The 26,528-nt window shown below is 65.9% G+C and carries 23 protein-coding genes; 8 read left to right on the top strand and 15 right to left on the bottom strand.

The genetic code is table 11. The annotated features are described in order from the left end of the window. Nucleotides 1-178: 178 nt before the first annotated feature. The gene (locus AAHB16_RS27670; protein ID WP_150375896.1) at nucleotides 179-1,114 is read left to right on the top strand and encodes a 2-hydroxyacid dehydrogenase; all 936 of its coding nucleotides are present in this window, start codon (nucleotides 179-181) and stop codon (nucleotides 1,112-1,114) included. A 17-nt stretch (nucleotides 1,115-1,131) separates the two neighbouring features. On the opposite strand, the gene AAHB16_RS27665 is transcribed toward AAHB16_RS27670, so the two are convergent. From AAHB16_RS27665 to AAHB16_RS27640, 6 genes are all read right to left on the bottom strand, one after another. Beyond that, nucleotides 1,132-2,487, bottom strand: coding sequence for a sensor histidine kinase (locus AAHB16_RS27665; RefSeq protein WP_150375898.1), 1,356 nt, complete (start codon nucleotides 2,485-2,487; stop codon nucleotides 1,132-1,134). Beyond that, nucleotides 2,487-3,179, bottom strand: coding sequence for a response regulator transcription factor (locus tag AAHB16_RS27660; RefSeq protein ID WP_342052506.1), 693 nt, complete (start codon nucleotides 3,177-3,179; stop codon nucleotides 2,487-2,489). Before AAHB16_RS27660 ends, AAHB16_RS27665 begins: the two co-directional genes overlap by 1 nt. 11 nt (nucleotides 3,180-3,190) lie before the next feature. Continuing rightward, the gene (locus AAHB16_RS27655) at nucleotides 3,191-4,219 is read right to left on the bottom strand and encodes a glucokinase (RefSeq protein ID WP_150375902.1); all 1,029 of its coding nucleotides are present in this window, start codon (nucleotides 4,217-4,219) and stop codon (nucleotides 3,191-3,193) included. 10 nt (nucleotides 4,220-4,229) lie between these two features. Beyond that, complete coding sequence (gene pgl, locus AAHB16_RS27650; protein WP_150375904.1) at nucleotides 4,230-4,910, bottom strand: 6-phosphogluconolactonase; 681 nt, start codon at nucleotides 4,908-4,910, stop codon at nucleotides 4,230-4,232. A gap of 17 nt (nucleotides 4,911-4,927) precedes the next feature. Then, nucleotides 4,928-6,376, bottom strand: a complete 1,449-nt coding sequence (zwf, locus tag AAHB16_RS27645; protein WP_223851806.1) for a glucose-6-phosphate dehydrogenase — start codon at nucleotides 6,374-6,376, stop codon at nucleotides 4,928-4,930. 245 nt (nucleotides 6,377-6,621) lie between these two features. Continuing rightward, entirely contained in the window at nucleotides 6,622-7,017 is a 396-nt protein-coding gene (locus AAHB16_RS27640; RefSeq protein ID WP_150375908.1) for a hypothetical protein, read from the bottom strand. Between the two features lie 210 nt (nucleotides 7,018-7,227). Between AAHB16_RS27640 and edd the strand changes: the two genes are divergently transcribed. Next, nucleotides 7,228-9,114, top strand: a complete 1,887-nt coding sequence (gene edd, locus AAHB16_RS27635; RefSeq protein ID WP_342052505.1) for a phosphogluconate dehydratase — start codon at nucleotides 7,228-7,230, stop codon at nucleotides 9,112-9,114. Here edd and AAHB16_RS27630 read toward each other — a convergent pair. The 5 genes from AAHB16_RS27630 to AAHB16_RS27610 all read right to left on the bottom strand — a co-directional run bounded on the left by AAHB16_RS27630 (nucleotide 9,102) and on the right by AAHB16_RS27610 (nucleotide 15,401). Continuing rightward, on the bottom strand, nucleotides 9,102-9,950 hold the full coding sequence (locus AAHB16_RS27630; protein ID WP_342052504.1) for a hypothetical protein: 849 nt from the start codon (nucleotides 9,948-9,950) through the stop codon (nucleotides 9,102-9,104). The two genes, edd and AAHB16_RS27630, sit on opposite strands and share 13 nt — an antisense overlap. Nucleotides 9,951-10,082: 132 nt before the next feature. Further along, complete coding sequence (locus AAHB16_RS27625) at nucleotides 10,083-11,012, bottom strand: mechanosensitive ion channel family protein (protein ID WP_342052503.1); 930 nt, start codon at nucleotides 11,010-11,012, stop codon at nucleotides 10,083-10,085. 317 nt (nucleotides 11,013-11,329) lie between these two features. Further along, on the bottom strand, nucleotides 11,330-12,586 hold the full coding sequence (locus AAHB16_RS27620) for an MFS transporter (RefSeq protein ID WP_342052502.1): 1,257 nt from the start codon (nucleotides 12,584-12,586) through the stop codon (nucleotides 11,330-11,332). Between the two features lie 147 nt (nucleotides 12,587-12,733). Further along, nucleotides 12,734-14,326, bottom strand: a complete 1,593-nt coding sequence (locus AAHB16_RS27615; RefSeq protein WP_150375918.1) for a peptide chain release factor 3 — start codon at nucleotides 14,324-14,326, stop codon at nucleotides 12,734-12,736. 43 nt (nucleotides 14,327-14,369) lie between these two features. Further along, nucleotides 14,370-15,401, bottom strand: coding sequence for a YihY/virulence factor BrkB family protein (locus AAHB16_RS27610; protein ID WP_150375920.1), 1,032 nt, complete (start codon nucleotides 15,399-15,401; stop codon nucleotides 14,370-14,372). A 155-nt stretch (nucleotides 15,402-15,556) separates the two neighbouring features. Here AAHB16_RS27610 and AAHB16_RS27605 point away from each other — a divergent pair, with 155 nt between their 5' ends. Beyond that, nucleotides 15,557-15,718 (top strand): hypothetical protein, encoded by a 162-nt coding sequence (locus AAHB16_RS27605; RefSeq protein WP_342052501.1) that lies wholly within the window; start codon nucleotides 15,557-15,559, stop codon nucleotides 15,716-15,718. Between the two features lie 756 nt (nucleotides 15,719-16,474). Beyond that, nucleotides 16,475-16,873: a hypothetical protein gene (locus AAHB16_RS27600; RefSeq protein ID WP_191002277.1), complete on the top strand. Its 399-nt coding sequence runs from the start codon at nucleotides 16,475-16,477 to the stop codon at nucleotides 16,871-16,873. Nucleotides 16,874-16,975: 102 nt separating this feature from the next. Here AAHB16_RS27600 and AAHB16_RS27595 read toward each other — a convergent pair whose 3' ends face one another. From AAHB16_RS27595 to AAHB16_RS27585, 3 genes are all read right to left on the bottom strand, one after another. Beyond that, nucleotides 16,976-18,355, bottom strand: a complete 1,380-nt coding sequence (locus AAHB16_RS27595; protein WP_150377441.1) for a sigma-54-dependent transcriptional regulator — start codon at nucleotides 18,353-18,355, stop codon at nucleotides 16,976-16,978. Between the two features lie 89 nt (nucleotides 18,356-18,444). Beyond that, the gene (locus tag AAHB16_RS27590) at nucleotides 18,445-18,930 is read right to left on the bottom strand and encodes a hypothetical protein (protein WP_150375924.1); all 486 of its coding nucleotides are present in this window, start codon (nucleotides 18,928-18,930) and stop codon (nucleotides 18,445-18,447) included. 563 nt (nucleotides 18,931-19,493) lie between these two features. After that, complete coding sequence (locus AAHB16_RS27585; protein WP_342052500.1) at nucleotides 19,494-20,840, bottom strand: NCS2 family permease; 1,347 nt, start codon at nucleotides 20,838-20,840, stop codon at nucleotides 19,494-19,496. Nucleotides 20,841-21,195: 355 nt separating this feature from the next. On the opposite strand from AAHB16_RS27585, the gene AAHB16_RS27580 reads away from it, so the two are divergent. Beyond that, a complete protein-coding gene (locus AAHB16_RS27580; protein WP_150375928.1) occupies nucleotides 21,196-21,405 on the top strand; it encodes a cold-shock protein in 210 nt (69 codons plus the stop codon). Nucleotides 21,406-22,866: 1,461 nt separating this feature from the next. After that, a complete protein-coding gene (locus tag AAHB16_RS27575) occupies nucleotides 22,867-24,021 on the top strand; it encodes a replication protein RepA (RefSeq protein WP_223851582.1) in 1,155 nt (384 codons plus the stop codon). A gap of 143 nt (nucleotides 24,022-24,164) precedes the next feature. Here the strand turns inward: AAHB16_RS27575 and AAHB16_RS27570 are convergent, their stop codons facing one another. Next, nucleotides 24,165-24,368: a cold-shock protein gene (locus AAHB16_RS27570; protein WP_029045138.1), complete on the bottom strand. Its 204-nt coding sequence runs from the start codon at nucleotides 24,366-24,368 to the stop codon at nucleotides 24,165-24,167. A 469-nt stretch (nucleotides 24,369-24,837) separates the two neighbouring features. Between AAHB16_RS27570 and AAHB16_RS27565 the strand changes: the two genes are divergently transcribed. Together AAHB16_RS27565 and AAHB16_RS27560 are read left to right on the top strand one after the other, a co-directional pair. Then, a complete protein-coding gene (locus tag AAHB16_RS27565) occupies nucleotides 24,838-25,494 on the top strand; it encodes an AAA family ATPase (RefSeq protein ID WP_150375932.1) in 657 nt (218 codons plus the stop codon). Between the two features lie 5 nt (nucleotides 25,495-25,499). Next, complete coding sequence (locus tag AAHB16_RS27560; RefSeq protein ID WP_150375934.1) at nucleotides 25,500-26,516, top strand: ParB/RepB/Spo0J family partition protein; 1,017 nt, start codon at nucleotides 25,500-25,502, stop codon at nucleotides 26,514-26,516. Nucleotides 26,517-26,528: the final 12 nt, after the last annotated feature.

Here is a 26,528-nt window from a genome sequence, read left to right as displayed (position 1 = left end):
GCGTACCCGTTTCTGCGTGGGCATTTCGCGCGCCATCCGTGGCGATGCGTACCCGTTTCTGCGTGCCATCCACCGGTCGATAATCGGGCAGCTATCACACGTCCGACAAGCATCTTCATCGTCGGAAGGCTAGAATGGCGCGTCAGTTTTTCTTCCCATCGCCTCGCCCCTGCCCGTCATGAAGCCCGCCCTGCTAATCCTGATTCAGCTGGATTCCGAGCACCTCGCCCGTATCGGCGAGCACTACGCGATCCGCTACGCCCCCACTACCGCCGGCCGCGTCGCCGAGATTGCCACGCACGGCCCAACGTTCCGCGCGGTGCTGACCAATGGCACGACGGGTCTCACGTCCGACGAGATCGATGCGATGCCGGAACTCGAACTGGTCTGCGCATTGGGCGCGGGTTACGAGAATATCGACATCGCGCATGCCCGCGCGCGCGGCATCGCGGTCGGCAATGGCGCCGGCACCAACGACAGCTGCGTGGCCGATCATGCGATGGCGCTGCTGCTGGCCACCGTGCGCCGCGTGCCCACGCTCGACCGCGCCACGCGCGACGGCATCTGGCGCAACGCGCTGCCGCTGCCGCCGAACGTGTCGGGCAAGAAGCTCGGGATCATCGGCCTCGGCACGATCGGCCGCCGCATCGCGCAGCGCGGCGCCGCGTTCGACTGCGAGATCGGCTATCACAATCGCAAGCAGCGGCCCGACGCCAGCTACCGTTATTTCGATAACGTGAAGGCGTTGGCCGAATGGGCGGACTACCTGATCATCGCCACGCCGGGCGGTGCCGAGACGCGTCACCTCGTGAACACCGAAGTGCTGCGCGCGCTCGGCCCGCAGGGCTTCCTCGTCAATATCGCGCGCGGCAGCGTGGTCGATACCTCGGCGCTGGCCGATGCGCTGCAGGCCGGTGAAGTGGGCGGCGCGGGCCTCGACGTCTACGAGAGCGAACCGGCACCGCCGGTCGAGCTGTTCGATTGCCCGAACGTCGTGCTGACGCCGCACATGGCAGGATGGTCGCCCGAGGCGATCAACGCGTCCATCGAACAGTTCATCGAGAACGCCCGTTGCCATTTCGCGGGCGAGGCGCTCGTCGCGCCCGTCAACTGATCGTCACGGACTGATCGTCAATCCACGCGCGGCAGCGGAAACCTGATCCGCACGCGCAGGCCGGGCGCGGCGTCTTCGAGCGCCACGCTCGCGCCGTGCCGCTGCGCGATCTCCGCGACGATCGACAGCCCAAGTCCGCTGCCGCCGGTGGGCGCGTCGGGCAACCGATAGAAGCGGTCGAGCACCCGCGCGCGCTCGGCCGCCGGAATGCCGGGACCATTGTCCTCGACCACCAGATCGATCGAATCTCCACCCTCGCCCGCCCCGTTGGCGCGGCAAACGCGCACGTCCACGCGGCTGCCGCGCGGCACATAAAGCAGCGCGTTGTCCACGAGGTTGGTCAGCAGGATGCGCAAAGCATCGGCATCGCCCTGCACGTGCGCCACCACATCGTCGGCGGCTTCGAGGCCGAGGTCCACTTCCCGATCGATCGCGGCCTGGGACATGTCCGCCACCACGCGGCCGGCCAGCGCGCGCAGATCGACGGCATCGTGCACGGGCGCGGAAGCATTGGGCTCCTGCCGCGCGAGCGTGAGCAGTTGCGCCACCAGGTGCGTCAGCCGCTCGAGCCCCGCGCGCAACTGCGCCACCGCCTGCTGGCGCGATTCCGCGCTGTCCGCGCGCTCCACGAGCTGTGCCTGCAACTGCAGCGCCGTCAGCGGCGTGCGCAGCGCGTGCGCGGCATCGGCAACGAATGCGCGCTGCGTGTCGATGGCATGCGAGAGTCGCTCGAGCAGCTGGTTGAGCGCCGTAGCCACCGGCGCGATCTCGTCGGGCATCGGGCCCAGTGCGAGGGGGGTGAGCGTATTGGCATCGCGCGTGCGCACCTCGCTCGCAATCTGCCGCAGCGGCCGCAGCCCGCGGCCGACGGCGAGCCACACAAGCCAGCCCAGCAACGGCAACAGCAACAGCAGCGGCGCCACCGTGCGCAGCGCCATATGCGCGGCCAGCGTGCGCCGCGCGCTGAGCGGCTGGGCGATCTGCACGACCGCCGGGCCGAGCTGGACGCTATAGATGCGCCATTCGCCCTGATCGGTCCGCACGTTCGAGAATCCGAGTTCGGCGCGCGGCGGCAGCGCCGGATGGGCATGCGACAGATACAGGCTGCGGCCGGAACCGTCCCAGATATGGATGACGACGTCCTCGTCGCCGTGGAGCAGATCCGCGCCCGTGCCATCCGATGGGTCGAACGGCGGCGCGACGGGATTGCTGAACTGGCTCGGCAAAGCGGCGGCCACCTGCTTCATCTGGTAGTCGAACAGCGCATTGGCTTCCTGCCGCGCCTGGCCGTAGATCAGCGCGGTGGCAATCGCGATGCCCGCCAGCAGGCCGGCCGCGAGCCACCACAGCAACGTTCGCTGGATCGATCGCATCAGTCCGCGCTTCCTTCTTCAAGTTGCGGCACGAGATAGCCGACACCACGAATGTTCCGAATCAGCGCGGCGCCGAACTTCTTGCGCAGCGCGTGGATATACACCTCTACCGTATTGCTGCCGACTTCGTCGTCCCAGCCGTACAGGCGCTCCTGCAACTGCGGGACCGACCAGACCTTGCCCGGACGCGCCATCAGCGCGGAGAGCAGCGCGAACTCGCGCGCGGACAGCTTGACGGCCTCGCCCGCCTGCGTGACTTCCCGCGTAGATGGATTGACCACGATGTCGCCATAGCGCAGCACGGGCTCGGCACGGCCTTCCGCGCGCCGCGCCAGCGCATGCATGCGCGCCGCAAGCTCCTGCAGATCGAATGGCTTCACGAGGTAGTCGTCCGCCCCGGCGTTGAGCCCGGCCACGCGATCGGCCACGGCATCGCGCGCGGTCAGGATCAGCACCGGCGTGCGGTTATTCCGCGCCCGCAGCGCGCGCAGCACCTCGAGCCCGGACTTGCGCGGCAGACCGAGGTCGAGCAACACGAGGTCGTAGTGGCCGCCGTCCGCGCCCTGTCCGGACGCGGCATCGAGCCCGGACTCGCCGTCGCGCACCCAGTCGAGCGTAAAGCCCTCCTGACGCAGCGCGAGCTTCACGCTCTCGCCGATCATGGCGTCGTCTTCCACCAGCAGTACACGCATGTTCGGGACTTTCAGGAGCGTCGGGAGGGATCGCGGCGCATGCCGCCTTCGAGCCGGTCCGCCAGCGCGTGGGCCAGCCCCGGCAGCGCCGGATACTCGGACGTGATCACGTACACCGGGATATCGGCCAGGTATGCGCCCATGCGGCCCTTGGCGGCGAAGCGCTCGGCAAAGGGCGATGCGGCGAACGCCTCCACAAAGCGCGGCACGATGCCGCCACCGATATAGACGCCGCCGCGCGCGCCCAGCACGAGCGCGACATCGGCCGCGACCGAGCCGAGCAGGCCGCAGAACACGCGAAACGCGCGCTGGCAAAGCGGATCGCCGCGCTCGACGGCACCCTCCGTGACCTGGGCCGGCGAGAGGGGCGCGAGCAAAAGCGTACCCGTTTCTGCGGCAAGCGCGGCATGGATCTGGGACAGTCCCATGCCCGACAGCAGCCGCTCGGCCGACACGCGTCCATGCGCGGCGTGCGCCGCGCGCCATGCCACCCATTCGTCGTCGGTCACGGGCATGATCTCGATATGGCCGCCCTCCCCCGCCAGCGCCACGGCACCGCCGCCAGGCGCGGGCACGAGGCCCGAGACGCCGAGGCCCGTGCCCGGCCCGATCAGCGCGCGCGGCGCGGTGGCGACCGGCGTTCCCGCGCGCACGCGCACGAGCTCGCCATCGGGCAAATATGGCAATGCCAGCGCCAGCGACGTGAAATCGTTGATCGCGACAAGCGTGTCGAACCGGAGCGCGCGCCGCATCTCCTCGATCGAGAACGACCAGTTGTGGTTGGTCAGCTTGACGTGGTCGCCGGTCACGGGATTCGCCAACCCGATGGCCGCATGCCGCGGCTTGGCGACGGCCGCACCGGGCAGGCCGTCGAGGTAGTGCCGCGCGGCATCCTCGAGCGACGGATAGTCGGCCACCTTGAGCGCGGTGACGGGACCGATGCGCAATGGCGCGGTCTCCAGCGCAAAGCGCACGTTGGTACCGCCGACATCGGCAAGCAGGCGCGGATACGAATCGTGATGGGACGAGGTACGCGTCATCGGATCGGGTTCAGGTTCGGAAAACATCCACGCCGTGGCGATGCCGCGCGAGCACGAGGCTGACGGGCAGCGTTGGCGTGGGACCTTCGAGCGCCTGCGCGAGCACGGCCGCCTTCTTCTCGCCGGCGATCGACAGGAACGTGCGCTCGGCCGCGAGCAGCGCGGCAAGGTTCATGGTCACGCGCGCGTGCGGCGCGCTGGCCGGATGCGTGACGACGTAGCCCGGCTGCGGTTCGCTCAGCGCGATCTGCAATTCGGGCGCGTCGGCGAACAACGAGGCCGTGTGCCCGTCCTCGCCCATGCCGAGCACTACCACATCGGGCTGCTGGTACGCGGCGTTGAGGCGTTCGACCGCGCGCGCGGGCTGCATGGCCTCGGCCGCGTCGGCGATGACGGGCACGAACGCGGCCAGCGCCGCGGCCTCGCGCAGCAACGTATGACGCACGAGCGCGGCATTGCTGTCCGCATGGTCCGGCGGCACCGCGCGCTCGTCCACGAGCGTCACCGTGACGGCATCCCAGCGGATCGGCCGATAGCGCAGCCGCTCGAACATCGGCAGCGGCGACTTGCCGCCGGATACCGCGAGCACGGCCCAGCCCTTGGCCTGTATCACGAGTTCCAGCGCATGACTGACGGAGATCGCGAGCGACTCCGCCTGATCCATCACCGTGGGATGTTCGAACTGTCGCATGCGGTCTCCGTTAGGGTTCAGACTTCTTCGTGCCAGAGCGCGCCATCGCGCGACATCAGCGCCGACGATGCCGCGGGGCCCCAGGTACCCGCGGTATAGGGCTTGGGCGGAACCGAGCTTGCATCCCAGGTGTCGATGATCGGCTCTACCCAGCGCCATGCCTGCACCTGTTCGTCGCGGCGGACGAACAAACCCAGGCGGCCGCGGATGACATCGCGCAGCAGGCGCTCGTAGGCGCCAGCGCGGCGCACCTTGAACGAGTGCGCGAAATCGAGGTCGAGCGAGGTCGGGGTGAGCTCCAGCGTGTCGCCAGGCTGCTTGGCCAGGAAATACAGCCGGATGCTTTCCTCGGGCTGCAGCTGGATGACGAGCCGGTTCTGCGGCGACAGGGTCAGCGGCTTCGGGAAGATCGCGTGCGGCACGTCGCGGAAGTGGATCACGATCTCGGCCAGGCGCGACTGCATGCGCTTGCCCGTGCGCAGGTAGAACGGCACGCCTTCCCACCGCCAGTTGGCGATTTCCGCCTTGATCGCGACGAAGGTCTCCGTACGGCTGTCGGGCGCAATGCCCTGCTCCTGGAGGTAACCGGGCACCGGCTTGCCGCCGATGGCGCCTTCGCGGTACTGGCCGCGCACGGTCTTCTCCGCCACGTCCTGCGGCGTGATCGGCTTGAGCGCCTTCAGGATCTTGATCTTCTCGTCGCGGATGGCGTCTTCGGAGAGGCTGGCCGGCGGCTCCATGGCCACCATGCACAGCAGCTGCAGCAAATGATTCTGGACCATGTCGCGCAGCGCGCCGGTGCGGTCGTAGAAATCGCCGCGCGTCTCGACGCCGAGTTCCTCGGCGATCGTGATCTGCACGTCCTGCACCCATTCCCGCCGCCACAGCGGTTCGAACAGCGCGTTGCCGAAACGGATCGCCATCAGGTTCTGCACCGACTCCTTCCCGAGGTAGTGGTCGATACGATAGATCTGATCCTCGGTAAAGAACTGCGCGACGGCCGCGTTGATCGCCTCGTTGGAGTCGAGATCGTGCCCGAGCGGCTTTTCGAGGACGACGCGCACATTCGGCGTGTTGAGCTTCGTTCGGTGCAGCTGTTCGCAGATAGGCACGAACAGATGCGGCGCCGTGGCGAGGTAGCAGACCACCACCTCGGGGTTGCGCGAATGCACCTTCTCCGCGAGCGCGTCGAAATTGCCGGGCTGACGTGCATCCGCCTGCACATAACAGATGCGCTGCACGAACGAGGCCCAGTCCTCCGGCTTTGCCTGTCCAAGGGCCGGACGAACGGTTTCCTCGAGCGTGGCGATGTATTGCTCGGTCGTCTGCGCGTGGCTGCCGGTGGCGAGAATGCGCGACGCCGCGTGCATGCCACCGCAGCGATGCGCGTCGAAAAGGGCCGGCAACAGCTTACGCCGTGCCAGGTCACCGGTGCCGCCGAACAGCACCATGTCGAAATCGGGCAAGCTCACCCTGGACTCCTTGCGGGGGTTGTGCCGCCGCCGGTCCATGCTCACTCCCATGTCGCGCGCATGTCCCACTGGTGCGGCTGCATGGAGTGAGTGCCGGTCAGCGGCCAGGAAGTTCCGGACATGTTACGTGAGTCCCGGCGGGTTGGGCAGTGGACGTGCGCGGCACCGGCCCAGAGCGCGCCCCGAGCGTACCCGTTTCTGCGTGGCCGATCCGGGCAATGCACGCGTCAGTGCGCGCGTCAGTGCATCTCGATGGCATAGACGTAGCCATTGAGCCAGCACACGCGCGCCCGGCTGCCGGTGGCCTGCAGGAACATGGCCATCCGGACCAGATGATCGTACGCGTAGTTGCCGTACGCGCGCGTCGCGACCTGCCCGCCGACGCGCCGCCCGCCTTCCACCGTCAGCTCGACGAACATCGCCTGGTCGCTGTGATACCAGCCGCCCGCCGTCACGCGGGTAATGACGCCGACATCCTCCCAATACCCGCTGCCGCGGCAGTAGCCGTCCGTGCCCCACTTCGGGTACCCGTGGGATTCGAAGGTCTCGGCACGCGCTGACGACGTTGCCAGCAAGAGCGCCAGCAAGGGCAGACAGGCCGGAAACGCGCGGCCTAACAGGGTGTTTCGTTGCATTGTTCACCTCCGGGAAATAATCGAGGCAGTGCCGGACGGCGCTGCGCCTGCCACAGCATCACGCCGACCCCGGGGATTTCCTTTTGTCGTGCATCAAGTCGGCGCGACGCATATTTCCGAAATGTTTGGCCGGGTGTCGGCGCGCGCCCGACGGTGGCGCCGGCCCATTTGGGCTACGCTGAGAGTTCCCCGCATTGCAGGAGAACGACAATGCCCCGACATCCCGTGCTGGAACGGGTCACGGCCCGCATCGTGGCCCGCAGCGCCGCCACGCGCCAGGCGTACCTCGAACGCACACGCGCCATGGCCGGCCAGAAGGTCGAACGCGCCCAACTCTCGTGTACCAACCTTGCGCACGCGGTGGCCGCGATGCCCGACGAGGCCAAGATCCGCCTCAAGGCGCAGGAGCGCCCCAACCTCGCCATCGTGTCCGCGTACAACGACATGCTCTCGGCCCATCAGCCGCTGGCCGCGTATCCGCAATGGCTCAAGGAGGCCGCGCTCGAAGCGGGTGGCACCGCCCAGTTCGCCGGCGGCACGCCCGCCATGTGCGATGGCGTGACGCAGGGGCAGGACGGCATGGACCTGTCGCTGTTCTCGCGCGACGTCATCGCGATGGCCACGGCGGTCGCGCTATCGCATCAGATGTTCGACGGGGCGCTGTACCTCGGCGTCTGCGACAAGATCGTCCCCGGGCTGGTGATGGGTGCGCTCTCGTTCGGCCACCTGCCCGCCGTGTTCGTACCGGCCGGTCCGATGACCACGGGCATCGGCAACGAAGAGAAGGCCCGCATCCGCCAGCTGTTCGCGGAAGGCAAGATCGACCGCAAGGGGCTGCTCGAGGCCGAGACGAAGTCCTATCACGGGCCGGGCACCTGCACGTTCTACGGCACGGCCAACTCGAACCAGATGCTTATGGAGATCATGGGTCTGCATCTGCCCGGCACCGCGTTCATCAATCCCGGCACGCCGCTGCGCGAGGCGCTCACGCGCGAGTCCGCCCGGCAGGCGCTGCGCCTTGTCCACGGTGGCGAGCGTTATACGCCCGTCGCCGACGTGCTCGACGAGCGCGCCTTCGTCAACGGCATCGTCGGGCTGCTGGCAACGGGCGGCTCGACGAACCATACGCTCCATCTGATCGCGATGGCCCGCGTTGGCGGTATCCAGCTCACGTGGGACGACTTCGACGAGCTGTCCGCCGCGGTGCCGCTGCTGGCGCGCGTCTATCCGAACGGCAAGGCCGACGTGAACCAGTTCCAGGCCGCCGGTGGCCTCGGGCTCGTGATTCGCGGACTGCTGGCCGAAGGGCTGCTGCACGACGATGTCACGACCGTCGTCGGCCAGGGTCTCGACGCCTATACGCGCGAACCCGTCGTGCAGGACGGCCGCGTGCAATGGAAGGCGGGACCCGAGGCCTCGCTCGACGACGCGATCGTGCGCACGTTCGACCAGCCTTTCGCGCCAGATGGCGGCATCAAGGTGCTCGACGGCGCGCTGGGCCGCTGCGTGATCAAGACCTCGGCGGTCAAGCCCGAACATCAGGTCGTCGAGGCGCCGGCCATCGTCTTCACCACGCAGGACGACGTGCTTGCCGCGTTCAAGCGCGGCGAACTGGAGCGCGACTTCGTGGCAGTGCTGCCATGGCAGGGACCCGCTTCGTGCGGCATGCCCGAGTTGCACAAGCTCACCCCGACACTGACGCTGCTGCAGGACCGCGGCTTCCATGTCGCGCTCGTTACCGATGGGCGCATGTCGGGCGCATCGGGCAAGGTGCCCGCCGCCATCCACGTATGTCCCGAAGCGCTGAACGGTGGCGCGATCGGGCGCGTGCGCACCGGCGATATCGTGCGCGTCGACGCGCCGGCCGGTGTGCTCACCGTCAAGGTGGACGAGGCCGAATGGCAGGCGCGCAAACCGGAGCGGCCCGATCTATCCCGCAACTGGCACGGCGTGGGCCGCGACCTGTTCAGCGGTTTTCGCCGTCACGTGGGCACGGCGGAAACGGGGGCCTGCTCGCTGTTTGCCGATGAAGGCGCGGAAGCGGAGGCCGCGGCCACGCACGCAGAAATGGGTACGCCCGCGACTCAGAACGCCTGAAACATCAGGCCCGCGCAGTACGTGCGGGGAGGCATCGCGGAACCGATGTCCCGCCTGCGGCGAAGGTCGCCGCTGGTCCTGTCGGGCAGTGGCAAGCCCTGCCCCGCCGAGGCCGACGGGCCCTCGCAGTCCGATGCGTCGGCCGACACGTTCGCCGGCGCGTCGGCCCTCTCAGCGCCCCCCTCGGCGCCCCCCTCGGCGCCCCTCTGATCCGCTCGGTCATCCGCTCGGTCATCCGCTCTGTCCCCGCCGCTCTCGCCAGCCTGCAGCGGCTGCGGCTCGCCCACACGGAGCACACGCGTCTCCGGATCACGCGTCACGCGATGCACGCGCACGACCATATACCCGGGAATGGGCGCCGATCGCAGCAGCGGCTGCAGCAAGCGATCGAACAGCGAGGCGGACGCATCCGTGAGCGGGTCGTACCAGAGGCCCGGCGCGGCGAGGTCGCTCTCCGGAATCGCAATTTCGTAGATATAGCCTGGCGCATCCGGCTGCGCGGGCAGGACCGCGTTGGCATCCTGCCACGCGGCCTCGTAGCGGCGTGTCACGTAGGTATATCGGTCGTACGGCGCGCCGCTCCAGCGCAGCCCGCGGCGGTCGTGCGGATTGCCCGACAGCCCCTGTCCGGCGACGAGCGCCGGCGGGCGCATGTCGAACCGGTAGGCAACGGTCGGACGCGGCAGATAGGAGCGAAACCCCGAGCCCCGCACCTGGTCGGGATCGCCGGACGCTCGCCGGCAGACACTCTTGCACTGGCCGGCTTCCGCTTCGGCCGGAACCGACGAGACGAACGAGGACAGCAGCGCGACGACAAGCGGACGAGGGATACGCACGATCTTCTCCGGCGGGACCAACGTGCCAAGATTGACCCCGATCCCGCGTGCGGACCTTGCGCCCGCGCAAACAGTTCGCACGCAGTTCGCAAACAGTTCGCACGCAGCATCCCGCCGCGCGCGTGTACGCGACTAGCCGGCGCCGCGCCTTGCCAGCGCATCGTACGGTTGCGGACCGCTCCGATGCGGCGCCTCGGCGCGCTTGCGCGTCTCCGCCTGCGGCGCCTCGCCGACGGGCGCCCTCACCTCCTGGACCGGCACGGCGATCTCGCAGCCGGCCGCATTCAGCACGGATCGCAGTTTGCCGAAGAACGCGTATTGCACACTCCAGAAGTCCGCATTCGACGTCCAGTAGCGCGCATCGAGCGTGATGCCGCGATCGGTGTACCGCACGACCATGACCTCCGATTTCGGCTCGGCCAGCAGCCTCGGCTCGGCATCGAGCATGCGGCGCAGCGCTTCGAGGCCCTGCGGCACGTCGCTGTCGAACGTGACCGTGACCTCGATGTCCATGCGACGCGTCATGTTCTCGCTGTAGTTCGTGATCGCGCTCCCCCAGATCTTGCTGTTGGGCACGCGCAGGCAAACGCCGTCGAACGTGGTCAGCTCGGTCATGAACAATCCGGTCTCGCGGACCGTACCGGCCACGCCCTGCGCGTCGATGTACTGGCCCACGCGGAACGGCCGCAGCAGCACGAGCATGATGCCCGCGGCAATGTTCTGCAGCGTCCCTTGCAGCGCGAGGCCGATGGCAAGGCCGGCGGCGCCGAGCATCGCGATGATGCTGGCGGTCTGCACGCCGAATTGCGAGAGCACGAGCACGACGGTGATGACGCGCACGACCCATTGCGCGACGCTGGCCAGCATCGGGCGCAGCGTGTCATCGACGTGCGTGTGCTGCAGCGTGCGGCGAATCGCCTGCGCGGCGCGCGCGGCCAGCCACCAGCCGCCCATGAGTATGGCCAGCGCGGCGAGGCAATTGAGGCCCTGACTGATCGCGAATTGCGTCAGATAGGCCCAGGCGGCCTGGACCTTGTCGGCATCGAGGAAAGACATGTTCATGCGGCGGACTCCGGAAAATCGACTCCGGTCCACCTTGCGAACGGCGTGCCAGCGTGTATCGCCGGCCGCGTGCCGTTCCCGGCGCAGCGGGGCCGGCGACGCCAAAGCGTACCCGTTTCTGCGTGCAGGAAGGGGCATGCCGCGCGCCTGTGAGATATCGCCAACGCGCACACGGGCGCAAAGGGTGCGGTCGGTGTGGGTAGGCGTTACAAGACGGGAAGCGCACGCCGTGCAAATCCTTCACTCACGCAGAAACGGGTACGCTTTGGCGAATCGGGGAGATCGCGCGCGCCAGTCCGGCACGCGCGCGGCGACGTTCAGCGGGCGTGCCCCGTCTGCTCGTGCAGGCGGTCGCGCGAGGCGAGCGCCGGAAACAGGCGCATCCAGGCCCCCACGACGAGGATCGTGCCGATACCGCCGAGCAGCACCGCGCCCACGGGCCCAAGCCACGCCGCGGTGACGCCCGACTCGAACTCGCCCAGCTGATTCGATGCGCCGATGAACACGGAGTTGACCGCGCCCACCCGCCCACGCATATCGTCGGGTGTGTCGAGCTGAACGAGCGTCTGGCGCACGACCACGCTGATCATGTCGGACGCCCCGAGCACGACGAGCGCGCCCATCGACAGCGGCAGCCAGCTCGAGATACCGAACACCATCGTCGCGGCACCGAACAGCGCCACCGCGCCGAACATCACGCGGCCGACACGGCGGTTGAGCGGATGCCGCGACAGCCAGAGCGCCATGACGAGCGCACCGATGGCCGGCGAGGAACGCAGCAGGCCGAGGCCCCAGGCATCGGTATGCAGGATGTCGCGCGCATAGATTGGCAGCAGCGCCGTGGCGCCGCCGAGCAGTACCGCGAACATGTCCAGCGACACCGCGCCGAGCAGGGTCGGATGGCTGCGGATGTACGAGAAGCCCGCGAACAGCGTCTTGATCGAGACGGGCGCGGTGGACCGCGCCGCAACCTGCCGCAGCTTCAGCGAGGCGACGAGCCCGGCGGCGACGGCGAACAGTACGCCCGCGATCGAATACACGACGCCGGGCCCCGCGACATACGCAAACCCGCCCATCGCCGGGCCGATGATGATCGCGGTCTGCGCGGCCGAACTCGCAAGCGCCACCGCGCGCGGCAATGCCTGCGGCGTGACCACACTGGGCAGCAGCGCCTGCAGCGTGGGCGTCTCGAACGCGCGGCACGCGCCCATCAGCGCGACGAAGACGAAGATGTAGTCGCGGTTGATCCATCCCGTGAAGCTCGCGGCCGCCATGCAGATCGCGAGCACGGCCTCGAGTCCCTGGCAGGTACGCACGATCACGCGCCGGTCGAACCGGTCGGCCACGTGGCCGGACATCAGGATCAGCACGATCGACGGCAGGAACTGCACGAGCCCGACCATGCCGAGCATGAACGCGTCGCGCGTCAGGTCGTACATCTGCCAGCCCACGGCAACGGTGACGACCTGGTACGCGATGGTGGTGCACAGGCGCGCGAACCAGTAATGACGGAAGGCGGGATCGCGGGAAACGGACTCCGGCGCGTCGGCCGGAAGCGGGGCTGCGGTGGACATGAACGGGAAGGGGCGGGGCCGGCGGCGCTTGCGCGCACGCCGCAAAGTCGGCAATTTTAGCCGACCGCCCTCGCGCCGGGGCGGGCGTCATGTATCAGCATCGATACATGACGTCATAGTGCCTGATAAGGCACTTTAAAGCGGGATTTAGACGATCTCTCGCGTCTCGAGGAACTGCAGGTTCGGAAAGCGCTCCTGCGTGAGCCGCAGGTTCACCATGCTCGGTGCCAGATAGACATGGTCGCCCGCGCCGTCGAGCGCAACGTTATGGCCTGCCTTGTCGATGAGCTTCTCGATCTCGGCCGCGTCGCCCTTGAGCCAGCGCGCCGTGGCGCACTCGTGCGATTCGAAGATCGCGTCCACGCCGTACTCGTGCTCGAGCCGGTGCGCCACCACGTCGAACTGCAGGATACCGACCGCGCCGAGCACCAGTTCGTTGGAACCAAGCGGGCGGAACATCTGCGTGGCGCCTTCCTCGGCCAGCTGCTGCAAACCCTTCTGCAGCTGCTTGACCTTGAGCGGGTTGTTCAGCCGCGCGCGGCGGAAGAATTCCGGCGCGAACGACGGAATGCCCGTGAACTTCAGGCCTTCGCCCTCGGTGAACACATCCCCAAGCCGGATCGTGCCGTGGTTGGGCACGCCGATGATGTCGCCGGCGAACGCTTCCTCGGTCGTATTGCGATCCTGTGCCATGAACGTAATGGCATTGTTGATCGCCACGGTCTTGCCGGCCGAGACGTGCAGCAGCTTCATGCCACGGTCGAAGCGGCCCGAGCACACCCGCACGAACGCGATGCGGTCGCGATGGCGCGGGTCCATGTTCGCCTGGATCTTGAACACGAAGCCCGTGAACTTCGGCTCCTCCGGCTCCACCACGCGCGATTCGGTATTGCGCGCGAGCGGCGGCGGCGAGAGTTCGCACAGCGCGTCGAGCAGCGACTGCACGCCAAAGTTGTTGATGGCCGAGCCGAAGTACACGGGGGTCTGCTTGCCCGAGAGAAACGCTTCCTTGTCGAAGGTGTGCGAGGCACCGCGCACGAGTTCGACCTCGATGCGCAATTCGTCGGCCTGCGACCCCAGCAAGCGGTCCAGTTCGGGATTGTCGAGGCCATCGACGATGGCGGCCGTTCCCTTTTCGCCGCGCGGGTCGAACAGCTGCACCTTGTCGTCGATCAGGTGGTACACGCCGCGGAACGCCTTGCCCATGCCGATCGGCCAGGTCATCGGCGCGCACTGGATCTTCAGCACATCCTCGATTTCATCGAGCAGCTCGATCGGCGAGCGGCCCTCGCGGTCCAGCTTGTTGATGAACGTGAGAATCGGCGTATCGCGCAGCCGGCAGACATTCAGCAGCTTGATCGTCTGCGCTTCCACGCCGTTCACCGAATCGATCACCATCACGGCCGAGTCGACCGCCGTCAGCGTGCGGTAGGTGTCTTCCGAGAAGTCCTCGTGGCCCGGCGTGTCCAGCAGGTTCACGATGTTTTCGTCCACGTCCGGACGCGACCGGTACGGGAACTGCATGACCGAGGACGTCACGGAAATGCCGCGCTGTTTCTCGAGCTCCATCCAGTCGGAGGTGGCATGCCGGTCCGCCTTGCGCGCGCGGACCTCGCCCGCGACCTGGATCGCGCCACCGAACCACAGCAGCTTTTCGGTGAGGGTGGTCTTGCCCGCGTCCGGGTGGGAGATGATGGCAAATGTGCGACGACGCGCAATTTCGGATACGAGCGAGCTCACGGCAGGGGGATCAGGAGGGACTGAAACAGGAAAGGGCGCTATTTTACCGGTTCGCGGGTCCGGCGGGCGTGCCGGGTCCCGCGGGCCCTCCCGGATACGTCCCGGGATGCGCCGGATCCTTCCCCCGCAGGCTGCCGAACTGGAGCGCGTACTGCCGGGTCAGTTCGGCCCCGAAGAAGAAAATCTGGGCCGAATAGTAGATCCACAGCATCAGCGCCACGACCGAACCCGCGGCGCCATACGACGACGCCACCGCGCTGTTGCCCAGATAGATGCCGATCAGCCGCTTGCCGACCGAGAACAGCAGCGCCGTGATGATCGCGCCCATGATCACGTCGCGCCAGGCGATGCGTGCGTTGGGCAGCATCTTGAAGATCACCGCGAACAACATGGTGACCACCGCGAAGGAAAACGTGGCGGAGATCACCTCCGCCACCGGCGCGAACCATGACGCGGTCCACATCTGGCCCCAGAAACGGTCCACCACGGCCAGCGCCGCATTGACCACGAGCGAGACCAGCAGCATGAAGGCCAGCGCCAGGACCACGCTGAACGAGAGCAGCCGGGCGCGCAGCAGCGTTTTCCAGCCGGCTCCGAGTGGCGGCGGGGCTTTCCAGATATCGTCCAGGCTGCTCTTGAGCTCGGCGAACGCGCTCGTGGCGCCCACGAACAGCACGCCGAATGCGATGACCGCAGCCACGCCGCTGCCGCCCGCGCGATGCGTGGCCGCCAGAATGCCCTGAATCGCCGTCGCACCCTGCTCGCCGACCAGCCCGTTGATCTGCGCAAAGATCTCGCCGCGCGCCGCCTCGGCGCCGAAGAACAGCCCGGCGATCGAGATCACGAGCACGAGAATCGGCGCGAGCGAGAACAGCATGTAGAACGAGAGCGCCGCGCCCTTGCTGGCCGCGCGATGATCGAGCCAGTCGCGGACGGCCGCGACGACCACGCGCACCGTGCGCGCGCCGGTGTGCCGGTCGGGCAGCCAGCGCCCGCGCCGCGGGGACGGCGGCGACGCGGGTGGCGGCGTGTGTGGCGGAGAGGGGGGCGAAGATGGCGTGTCAGTCTGTCCCATGCGGTGTGCCGTTCCGAAGATGCCTTGCGTTCATGATACTGCCCATCCCGGTCACGGGCGGGCGGCGCCGACTCGACCTGCTAGAGTGAATCCATGGGCCCGGCGGCACGGCGTGACGACACCGCCGGCCATCCGGCCGCCAATGGAGACTTTTCGTGAATTGCACAACTCATGCCGGGCGCTTGCCTGTGCTCGCGCTTGCGGCCTGCCTGCTCGCGCTCGCGGGCTGCGACAAGAGCCAGCCCGGACCCGGCCCGAAGCCGATTTCCGGCACGGCCCCCGCGCCTGCCGCCAGCGCACCCGCCGCCCCCCGCTAGGGTCGGCCCGTTTCGGCAGGCGTACCCGTTTCTGCGTCAAACGCATGTTTCAGCAATGCAACCGGATGCACGGCCATCCACCGGCGTCGTGCGCGCTCAGGCTGCACATCGCATGCGATGCGAGCGACCACTATTGTTGTAAGGCTTGCTCGGCATACCCACAAGGGCGTTGGTGACGGGCATTGCCGGGCGCGCGCGGTGCTAAATCTTGCCGGCGACGGCCGCCTGCCTCCCCTCCGTGGGGCACGCACACGGCCCCGGCTGGCGCCCCCCGCATTTTCATCGGGCGAACACAACGCGCGGGCGTTTGACGATTTGCGTAACAGGCGCGAAACCGATCGCGGCGCGAAACCGATCGATACCGCGCCCGATTCGCGCCGCGCGCGGCGAATCCCGCGCCCCGCAAGCGCTTCCGGGCATTGGCACGCTTGTCGCTCTGCAAGGGCAGGGAGAAGTCACGAGTCAACAATCAATAGAACGCAGAGGACACTGCCATGCGTCATCCGCCCGCGCGTATGACGGCCCGCAGGCGATCCTATCGACTGGCCGGTCCGCCGCCGTCGGTACAGGATCTGCTGTCGCCGCCATTGCTGCCGTTTCCCCATGCTCCGAGACATCCGTCGCCATTCTGCGCCGCGTCCAGCCGTGTGCTGGCGGCGCACGCGAGCCGCATGCGCCCCGCGAAATAGCGATCGGGAGATTTACGTGCTCCGTCCCCCGGCGGGCACTTTTTTTCCAGCGAGGGAGGGAGCCATCATGAATGCCAGAGTCTTCGCCGCCGCGGCGCTGGTCCTGCTCTCCACCGCGGCGATGTCCGCGCTGGCGGGCAGCTATTCGTACTTCGATCGCGGCGATGCGATCAATCCGAACAGCCACGCCGCCGTGAGCAACGATATCTACGTGCGCAGCTTCGGCTGGGCGTGGGGAGAGGTGAAGTATGGCCGGGACGAGCAGCCGCCCGGCGGCGATCGGCAGGCGCGCGAGAGCGTGCTGGACCCGCGCGATCTCCCGCCCGGCCACGCCGCGCCACAGAACAACGCACAGCCGCGCCAGCCGCGCGGCAAGATCAGCATGAACCTCGCGGTGCGGATGCCCGACGACGGACCTGGCGGCGCGCCCGGTGTCGCCACGCGGCCGCGAGTGACGGAGCGCTAGTCCACCGCCGCGGCAACGCACGGTGGTGGTTGACCCGGGAGGCCGGCGAGCGGACGTCGCCGGCTTCCCGGTAGCGCCAGGGTGGCGCCGCTTATGACACGCTCACGACTCGCTGACAGTCGCGCTCGCCTGCATGTCCACGCGGATGTTGTGCTTGTGCATGAGGCGGTACAAGGTCACGCGCGAGACATTGAGTTCACGCGCGGCCGGCACGACGTGGAAGCCGTGGCTGGCCATCACGGTGCGGATGGCCTCGCGCTCGGCCTCCTCGCGAATGGCATCGAGCGTCTTGCGAGGCAGCTCCGCGCCGCCATGCAGCTGCAGGTCGTCGGCCGTGATCTTGCGATTGTCGGTCATGACGATCGCGCGGCGTACCCGATTGATGAGCTCCCGCACATTGCCGGGCCACGTGTACTGCATCATGGCCTGCGTCGCGCACGCGGAGAATCCGCGAATGCGGCGGTGCGCCTCGTGACCGTGCTCGGCCAGCACGGCGTTAGCCAGCAGCAGGATGTCCTCGCCGCGCTCGCGCAGCGGCGGAATCGTCAGCGTCAGCACGCACAGCCGGTGGAACAGGTCGGCGCGGAACCGGCCGTCGGCCTGCGCCGCGACGAGGTCCACGTGGGTGGCCGAGATGATGCGCAGGTCGAGCGGAATCGACTGGTGCCCGCCGAGCCGCGTGATCGTCCCCTGCTGCAGAAAGCGCAGCAGCGCCACCTGGCTCTCGAGCGGCAGGTCGCCGATCTCGTCGAGGAACAGCGTGCCGCCCTGCGCCTGCTCGATCCAGCCGATCTTGCGCTGGTTCGCGCCGGTGAACGCGCCTTTCTCGTAGCCGAACAGTTCCGACTGCACGAGGTGCGAAGGAATCGCGCCGCAATTGATCGCGACAAACGGACCCTTGCGTCGGTTCGACGACTCGTGGATCGCCTGCGCGGCCAGTTCCTTGCCCGTGCCGGACTCGCCGGAAATGAACACCGGTGCGTCGTTGTGCGCCACCTTCGCCAGCGAACGGAACATCATCCGCATGGCGGCGCACTCGCCGATCATCGGCCCGTGCGCGGCATGTTCCACCACGCGCGCGCCATGCAGGCACGCCATGCCGTGCGCGTGCTTGAGGGTGTAGAGCAGCTCGTCGAACGAGAAAGGGGTACGCACGTAGTCCACGCAGTAATCGCGGATCAGCCGCCGCACGCGCTCGTCCTCGAGCATCGCGGTCGACGTGATCGCCACCCACATCACATGCAGATGCTGCAGGCCCTGCTCGAGCTGATTGAGTTCCGCGTCGGTATAGGTGGCCTGCAGGTCGATGATGCCGGCCATCGGTGCGCTGCCGCGCACCACGCGTTCGAGATCGCGCACCTGCTGGACGCGCCGGATCTCCCATCCGGAGCCAAACTGGTTCGCGCTGAAACCAAAGTCTTCATACCTCGACACGAGCACGATCTGTGCGGAGCGTGTCGACGCCTTGCACAGTCGGTCCATGACGTTCTCCCTGACGTTGGGCTTCTTGTTGATGACGGCGGCCATGTCTTCCGCCGGCGAGAGATGCGCTCCCGCACGCAACGTTGGGATCACGGTCTGGACGGACTGCGGGATTGTTCGTCGAGGACGCTGCGATAGTCGCGTCCCGATTGGAGTTCCTCCCGGATGCGCCGCCGGACCATGTCCTTTTCCCGCATGAGTTCCACGCTGGGCGCTTCCGGGGTCTGGCCCGAGTACTGCATGTAGAGGGCCTTGTAGGTCAGCTGGCTCAGGATCCATTCCTGCAGCAGCTTGCGCTGGCGCACGACCTCGACGGCGAGAAGCCGGTGCCGGTTCAGCAAGCCTTCGACGGCGCCCCGCATGCGCGGCGAGAGGTCCGGTTCTTCCGCGAGCATCGCCGCGAGATCCGCTAGCGTGTGTTCCTCGTGCCCGTTGTCCTGCCCTTGGTCTCTTATTGCGATATCGCCTGCGGATGCCGCCGCTTCTCCCAGCGCAGCCCAGGCGCGATGTATGGATTGGTTGGCGGATTCACTGATGGGCCCGATGTCGGGACGCCGGATCTCTCCTGCGGTCATGATCTGTTCCCCGTTGAACAACACCCCCGGCACTGCATGCTCGCGAACGCGGTTCGCGCCTACCACTTGCTGTCTGGTTTTTTGGCTAACTGTCTGGCTGGCGCGCGTCGCGGCGCGCTCTGCGCTTTGTCGTTTCTGTCGCGATGTTTCTGGTGGCGAAGTCGTCTTCTATCGTCGTCCAGCGACGTGATGATGCGGACGATCTGTCCATGCAAAGGAATGTCTGACCCATTCCGGAAAAGACCCGCGCGACATATGCGGAGTCAAGAAAGGGCGCTCCTACGCGCCCTTCTCTGCCACGCATCTAGTTGAGTGCATTTGTGCCCGTTTGTCCAGCCCGGTGTGCCTGCTTTCAGCCTTATCTCATTCTTTTGTATGAGAGCGAAACGCCGCTTCGCAACACGGCCTTAAGGTAAATGAGCACTTACATTTGGCCATTCGGCACATTCCTTATCGCATCTGTGTCGCATCTGGCGTGACGCAGAAACGGGTACGGTCGACCTCTGTCGGCGCCTGCGCCCGCAGCGCAGAAACGGGTACGCTCGGGCGCTGGCGCGAGGGTGTCAGTGACCCGGCAGATAGTAGAACTTGAACACGAAGACGATCGCGATGATCCAGACGATGACGGGCACTTCCTTCGCGCGTCCGGTCAGCAGCTTGAGCGCCGCGTACGTGATGAAGCCGAAGGCCACACCGTTGGCGACGGAGTATGTGAACGGCATGCCCAGCGCCGTCAGTACGGCCGGCACGGCTTCGGTGACGTCGTTCCATTCGATATCGACGAGCTCGCGCAACATCAGGCACGACACGTAGAGCAGCGCGGGCGCGGTGGCATAGGCGGGAACGGTGCCCGCGAGCGGCGCCAGGAACAGGCACGCGAGGAACAACACCGCGACAGTGACGGCGGTCAGGCCCGTGCGCCCGCCCGCCTGTACGCCGGAAGCGCTTTCGATATAGGCCGTGGTGGACGACGTGCCCAGCAGCGAGCCCGCCATGATCGCGGTGCTGTCGGCCATCAACGCCTTGTTCAGGCGGTTCATCTTGCCGGCCTTGAGCAGTCCCGCGCGATTGGCCACGCCCATCAGTGTGCCGGTCGCGTCGAACAGTTCCACGAGGAAGAATACAAGCACGACGTTGATGATGCCGATGGACAGCGCGCCCGAGATATCGAGCTTGAACAGCGTGGGCGCCAGCGACGGCGGCATGGACACGATGCCGTGGAATGCATTGCCGCCGAAGACGAAGCTCAATATCGTCGTGAACAGAATGCCGATCAGGATTGCACCCTTCACGCGCAGGCGCTCGAGCGCGACGATCGCAAGAAAGCCGACGATCGCCAGCACGGCGGCAGGTTGATGGAGGTCGCCGAGCGTGACCATGGTGACCGGACTGGCGGTGATGATGCCGGCGTTCTTCAGCGCGATGATGGCGAGGAACAGACCGATGCCCGCGGTAATGGCCACGCGAATGGCATGCGGAATGCCGTTGACGATCATCTCGCGGATGCGCACGAGCGTCACGAGAAGAAACAGGCAGCCCGAGATAAAGACGGCGCCCAGCGCCGCTTCCCATGGCAGGCCCATGCCCTTGACCACCGCGTACGCGAAGTATGCGTTCAGGCCCATGCCGGGCGCCATGCCGATGGGATAGTTGGCGTACAGCCCCATGATCAGCGTGCCGATCGCGGCGGCCACGCACGTGGCGACGAAGACCGCGTCCTTCGGCACGCCGGCATCGCCGAGGATGCTCGGATTGACGAAGATGATGTACGCCATGGTCAGGAACGTCGTGATCCCTGCAAGCAGTTCCGTCCGGACATTGGTGTCATGTTCGCGCAGCCGGAACCATCGTTCGATCCAGGACGATGAAGCGTGGGACGCATCCGGTGTCGGGGGCGCGGAAAGGGGCATGGGTTGGCTCCGGTTCTTGTTGGTCGCGTTCTGGCGGACGCGCGGTGACGATTGCGTTGCACTGACAATAGCAACGAACGTGCGCACGGGCGAGGTGCGCACGCAAACGAAAAGGGCGCAATCATCCCATGGGTGGAGCGTGGCGGCACCATTCGATGTCGGGAATCACCCTACCTTGACGCTCCGGGGCATCCCTCGTATAAAATGCCCGGCAGATTCAAGCGACGAGGCAACAGCGCATTCGTTTGCCACCGTCTTGGTATTTCGGTTGTCCATGGTGTCCTTTCCTTGAGTTGGCAGTACGGTGGCAAATGCGCCATCGATTTCTTCATTTATTTATTTGGAAAGCAATACCATGTCCGCTCAAACCGGTATCGTGAAGTGGTTCAACGACGCAAAGGGCTTTGGTTTCATCAAGCCGGACGCCGGCGGCGACGACCTGTTCGCCCACTTCTCGGAAGTCCGCGTGGAAGGTTTCAAGTCGCTGCAGGAAAACCAGCGCGTGTCGTTCGAAGTCAAGAACGGCCCGAAGGGTCTGCAAGCCGCGAACATCACGCCGATCTAAGTCGCCGTTCATTCGGTGCCCACCGGGCACCGGGGAACACGGAAAACCCTGCCCTGGCGGCAGGGTTTTTTTTCGTCCCGATGTTCCTCCACGGAGGCTGACGCCTCCACCCGCAGAAACGGGTTCGCTTTTCTCCCGCCAGCCGCCCCGCGCCCCGTTTTTCCCACCCCCGCGCCCGCGCAGAAACGGGTACGCCCCCGGCTTGAGGCCGTCGCCCGCGCGCGTTGGCGTGGCACAACACGCCACCCCGGCACCGTCAAATATCGTTAGCAGAAATGGGTACGCCCCGCTCCGTGCGCGCCACGCAGAATCGGGTACGCTTTGGCGCCCCAACGCCGCTGGCCGGCCTGTGGGCAACGTTATCCACGCAGATTCGGGTACGAAAGCGGTCGCGCGGGCCCCCGAAAACATCGTCGGCGGGCCCTGCGCAGAAACGGGTACGCTCCCGCAGCCAGGTTGGTGCACCGCGTCGACGCAGAATCGGGTACGCCAGCTTCCGGGAGGGGGTACGCCAGGGCCGTATACGTCGAGGTATACCGACGGCGAATCCGTAAACGTCGCGCAGAAACGGGTACGCGGTCGACGATGCGTATCCCGTTTACGTCGGTATACAGTGAGCGCTGGCTCGTCCGGAACCCTCGCGTATACGTATACGTCGTCGCCACAGCGTGAAATCCACCTCCGAAAGTTACGCAGAAGTAGGTACGCTTTGCAAATTTCGGGCGGCGAATTGTTGCGCAGAAACGGGTACGCTTTGGCCTGCGGACCGCCCGGGTGCTGGATTTCGCAGAATTGGGTACGCCGCAGAAACAGGTACGCTTCAGGTGCATGCGGGGCCTCAACCTCGTCGACGCAGAAGTAGGTACGCTCCGCGACGGTGCCGGCGCAGAAACGGGTACGCTTTGCCCGCAGGCAGGCGGCGTACGGCCCCAAAACGTACTCGATTCTGCGTGGATAACCACGATTCGGCACGCTGGGTGCGCTGACAGCCGGCCGCGTGGATGACACGGCGCAGAATCGGGTACGCTTTTTCCCCTGAAACTGTGGAAAAGCCTGTGGAATCACGGAGTTATCCCCGCTGAATCGGGTTCGGGGAAAGCGCTGAAACGGGTTCGCTCTTGCGCAGATTCGGGTTCGGGCCTACGCAGAAACGAGTACGGATGCGCGCAGAATCGGGTACGGAGAGGTCGACTTTAGGCTTTGAAATCAAGCACGTATACGTCGCGTATACGGTTTACAAGTAGTTAACCCGTATCGGTATCGTTTACTTGTAGCTGATGTGCAGCCAACCGTGGACAACCCTCCCGGGTTGCCCACCGTGTGCCTGCCATCCAGCGACCATTGAGAGCCCCGATGGGCCCAACACAACGGGCCTGCGGGAAAATCCTTCGCGTACCCGTTTCTGCGTGACAAGAAGAAATGCTTCGCGTACAAAGGCGGGTAACTTGAAGCACGTCCCTTATGGCCATCAAACGCTCCCTTGCCACTGAAACGGACACCGCGACGAGGGACTCCGCTGCGGGAGAAGCCTCCGTGGTGGGTCGCTCCGCCGGAAACCGCTCCGTCCTCGACCTGGATCGCGAGCCGTCCCGAATCATCGTTCCCGGTAACGAGAACGCCCTGGTTCCGTCCGAGAAATTCCAGCGCCTGTTCGATGAAGCCCAGGCCATGGAACGCGAGGATGCATGGCAAAGCGGTGAAGTCGGCTTTCTGAGCCGGGCGAGCGTGCAGGTCACGCTGCCGTATCGCGCGCCCAAGGGCGCGCCGCCCGTGTGGACGCGCACCAGCGGCAATATCTCGCTGATGATCCAGCCCGGCTATTTCACGCAGCAGCGGTCGGAACGCGCGTCGAATGGCCGGCAGAAGCTGGTCTCCGAGACCGTCTCCCTTGGCTACCCGTATGGGTCGTATCCGCGCCTGATGCTGGCATGGATCGGCAAGGAGATCATGGCGAAGAAGAAGCGGGGCGAGTTCACGGGAACCGTGGAGGACCGCCGTATTTCGCTCGGCAACTCGCTGTCGGAGTTCATGTACAACCTCGGTATTCCGATGGCGACTGGCGGCAAGCGCGGCACGATGACCCTCGTCCGTCAGCAGATGATCCGTCTGTTCTCGGCCACGATCGCCATCGTGCAGAACAAGTCGACGCCGAGCCAGAACCAGAATCCGAACCATGAACCGCTGGCGATCGATCGTGTGGGCTATCTGCTTGCCGATCAGCTGTCGACCTGGTGGGATCCGATGCAGCCGGGGCAGGGCTCGATGTTCGAGAGTTTTGTGGTGCTGTCGGAGCCGTTCTTCAACGAGCTCGTGAACCGGCCGGTGCCGGTCGATATGCGCGCGCTGAAGGCACTGAAGCAGTCGCCCTTCGCGCTTGACGTGTATTCGTGGCTGACGTACCGGTTCTTTACGATCCAGCGTCGCACGGAGATTCCGTGGGAAGCGTTGCAGATGCAGTTCGGTACGGAGACCGAGAGCGAGCGGAAGTTCCGGGCGCTGTTCCGCAAGGCACTCAAGGACGTGCTCGTGGTGTATCCGGGAGCCAAGGTCGATGCGGACTCTTCAAAGGCCCTGATTCTGCAACCGTCGCGCACCAGCGTACGCAAGATCGCCTGACCGCCAGACCTGCGTGGTCAACAACAAAAAGGGCAAGCGATTCGCTTGCCCTTTTTGCTGCCGCGGTCGTGTGGCCGTACTGCAGGACCACTTACCGCAGGCACATACGCTAAACGCTGTCGTCGAGCGCGGTGAAGTCGCCCTCAGGCGGGCTTGATGCCCGATGCCTGAAGACCCTTCGGACCTTGCTTGACTTCAAACGTCACACGTTGACCGTCCTTCAGGGTCTTGAAGCCCGAACCCTGGATTTCGGAGAAGTGCGCGAACAGATCGGCACCGCCGTCGTCCGGGGTGATGAAGCCAAAGCCTTTGGTCTCGTTGAACCACTTGACCGTACCGGTTGCCATAGGAATATCCTTTCGAAGCAAGTTCTTGTACACAACGCAAACAACCGTTCAAGCACGTTGAGGTCTCGTAGATACCGAACGGAAGTCGACGAGGTTGACACGACTTGACTCGACTGTAGCGCGCATCATAACCAGTTTGTTCTGCTGTGTCATGTGCGGGGTAATGCGCACTGCCTTTACTTTAGGCGGATTGCATGTCTCTTTTCAAGCAGAAGAATCCCGAAGATTCCACACCTTTTGCGTTACCTCATGTTTATTGCCGAATGGAACGCCCCATGGATGGCACCGGGACGCGATTTGGCCGGCTTCGCGCGCCCTTCCAGTGATTAATTATTTAAATATTTGAATTGCGGTTGAATAGCCAGTCTACTTTGGCTAAAGTTGCGTCTTGTAGTGGATGGTCCACGCGCTTTCAGCGCTGAAAGTGATGGCGCTGAGATGGCGCTGAGAGATCGAAAGAGAGGCCGAAGTGGCAGCAAAAATCATCACCGTCTTCAATCAGAAGGGCGGTTGCGGCAAGACCACGGTCAGCATGCATCTGGCTGGAACGCTGGGATTGCGCGGCGCGCGATCGATGCTCGTCGATATGGACGAGCAGGGGACGGCGACACGATGGGCAGCCCAGGCCAGCGATGAGCGGCCCTTTCCGGCGTCCGTGATCGGGCTCGCCCCCTCCGGCGGCGCGATGCACCGCGAAGTTCGCAAATTTATCAACGATTACGATTACATCCTCGTCGATTGCCCGCCCGCTGTGCACTCTGCGGCGCCATCGAGCGCATTGTTGATCTCCGATCTGGCGATCATTCCCGTTGTTCCCTCGCCCCCGGATCTCTGGGCCGCGGTCGCCGCCAAGACACTGGCGCAGCACGCGCAGGTCCAGAACGAGACGCTGCAGATCCGCGTCATGGCCAATATGGTCCAGCGCCGCGTCTCGATTGCGCGCCAGGCCATCGAAATTCTTGGCGATGACGGCGATGTGCCATTGCTGAACGCCATGATCGGATCGCGCTCGGCATTCCGGGAATGCCAGGCGATTGGGTGCACGGTGCATGGCGTGCCCGGTGCGCGCGAGGCCGTCCAGGAGGTCGACATGATGGTCGACGAGGTCCTGTCGCTGATTGAGTAATACGTATGGCCACGAAATTGAAGAGTTTGAAGGCCGGCATGCTTGCCGGCATGGCGGCGGAGAAGACCCGCAGCGACACCATCGACCGGTTTGCACGTGCGGAGGCGGCGATCTCGCGGCACCCCAACGGGCTGCTGCAAGGGCGTCCGCCGGCCGAGGTGGTGGCCGCTTTCAGCGCTGAAAGTGCGGACGCCGCGGAAAGCGGGCGGCAGCTGATCCGGATTCCGCTCGCGAATCTGCACGACAACCCGCTCAATGCGCGCCGCATCTACGATCCGGCCGTGGTGCAGGAACGGGCCGCATCGATCGCGACCCACGGGCAGAAGACGCCCGGGCTGGCCGCGCCGGATCCCGCGCGGCCGGGCCATTACATCCTGATCGACGGCCATTACCGCAAGCGCGCGCTGGCGTCGGCCGGCAAGCTCGACATGGAATGTTTCATCGAGAGCGACCTCGGCGATCTCGATTTCTACCGGCTGTCGTTCCTGATGAACGAGCAGCGCTCCGATCAATCCGCACTGGACAACGCCATTGCCTGGCGCCAGTTACTGGACGAAGGCAAGGTCCAGAAGGAAGAGGAAATCTGCGAGCTGACGGGCATGTCGGCGGGTACGGTCAACAAGACGCTGGCGTTGCTGAAGCTGCCGGAGTCGGTCCTGGGCGCCATGCGCGAGCGACCAAGCGCGATCGGCATCGCCGCCGGCTACGAGCTGACGCTGTACTTCAAGCTGGCCGGCGAGGATCGGACGCGTGACCTCGTGAGCCGCATCCTCGCCGATGGGCTGTCGAGCCGCGAGGTGGAAGCCATCCGCAAGCAGGCGCAGGAAGGCAAGCCGCGCAAGGTCAAGGAAATCAGCCGGCAGTACAAGATCCGGACCGAAGCGGGGCAGTTGCTCGGCACGATCAAGGAGTGGGACTCGGGCCGCGTGATGCTTGACGTGCAACTGTCGGATCGCAATGCCCGCGAAGATCTCGTGGAGTTGCTCAAGACGCGATTCGGGCTCGACAAGACACTGCTCTGAAGGCGCGATCCC

Origin of the sequence: Cupriavidus sp. OTU4054, assembly GCF_038440175.1 — a bacterium.
Lineage (GTDB): Bacteria > Pseudomonadota > Gammaproteobacteria > Burkholderiales > Burkholderiaceae > Cupriavidus > Cupriavidus pauculus_D.
Note: the sequence above shows the minus strand (reverse complement) of the source record. Positions and strands in the feature narration are given on the sequence as shown.

Bases quoted from the DNA above. Each gene is read 5' to 3' on its own strand.
- AAHB16_RS27595 (WP_150377441.1), bottom strand. From the start codon at position 18,355: ATGGACCGACTGTGCAAGGCGTCGACACGCTCCGCACAGATCGTGCTC.
- AAHB16_RS27575 (WP_223851582.1), top strand. From the start codon at position 22,867: ATGGCCATCAAACGCTCCCTTGCCACTGAAACGGACACCGCGACGAGG.
- AAHB16_RS27665 (WP_150375898.1), bottom strand. From the start codon at position 2,487: ATGCGATCGATCCAGCGAACGTTGCTGTGGTGGCTCGCGGCCGGCCTG.
- AAHB16_RS27585 (WP_342052500.1), bottom strand. From the start codon at position 20,840: ATGCCCCTTTCCGCGCCCCCGACACCGGATGCGTCCCACGCTTCATCG.
- AAHB16_RS27590 (WP_150375924.1), bottom strand. From the start codon at position 18,930: ATGACCGCAGGAGAGATCCGGCGTCCCGACATCGGGCCCATCAGTGAA.
- pgl (WP_150375904.1), bottom strand. From the start codon at position 4,910: ATGCGACAGTTCGAACATCCCACGGTGATGGATCAGGCGGAGTCGCTC.
- AAHB16_RS27600 (WP_191002277.1), top strand. From the start codon at position 16,475: ATGAATGCCAGAGTCTTCGCCGCCGCGGCGCTGGTCCTGCTCTCCACC.
- AAHB16_RS27570 (WP_029045138.1), bottom strand. From the start codon at position 24,368: ATGGCAACCGGTACGGTCAAGTGGTTCAACGAGACCAAAGGCTTTGGC.
- AAHB16_RS27670 (WP_150375896.1), top strand. From the start codon at position 179: ATGAAGCCCGCCCTGCTAATCCTGATTCAGCTGGATTCCGAGCACCTC.
- AAHB16_RS27580 (WP_150375928.1), top strand. From the start codon at position 21,196: ATGTCCGCTCAAACCGGTATCGTGAAGTGGTTCAACGACGCAAAGGGC.
- AAHB16_RS27560 (WP_150375934.1), top strand. From the start codon at position 25,500: ATGGCCACGAAATTGAAGAGTTTGAAGGCCGGCATGCTTGCCGGCATG.
- AAHB16_RS27625 (WP_342052503.1), bottom strand. From the start codon at position 11,012: ATGAACATGTCTTTCCTCGATGCCGACAAGGTCCAGGCCGCCTGGGCC.
- AAHB16_RS27660 (WP_342052506.1), bottom strand. From the start codon at position 3,179: ATGCGTGTACTGCTGGTGGAAGACGACGCCATGATCGGCGAGAGCGTG.
- edd (WP_342052505.1), top strand. From the start codon at position 7,228: ATGCCCCGACATCCCGTGCTGGAACGGGTCACGGCCCGCATCGTGGCC.
- AAHB16_RS27610 (WP_150375920.1), bottom strand. From the start codon at position 15,401: ATGGGACAGACTGACACGCCATCTTCGCCCCCCTCTCCGCCACACACG.
- AAHB16_RS27655 (WP_150375902.1), bottom strand. From the start codon at position 4,219: ATGACGCGTACCTCGTCCCATCACGATTCGTATCCGCGCCTGCTTGCC.
- AAHB16_RS27640 (WP_150375908.1), bottom strand. From the start codon at position 7,017: ATGCAACGAAACACCCTGTTAGGCCGCGCGTTTCCGGCCTGTCTGCCC.
- AAHB16_RS27620 (WP_342052502.1), bottom strand. From the start codon at position 12,586: ATGTCCACCGCAGCCCCGCTTCCGGCCGACGCGCCGGAGTCCGTTTCC.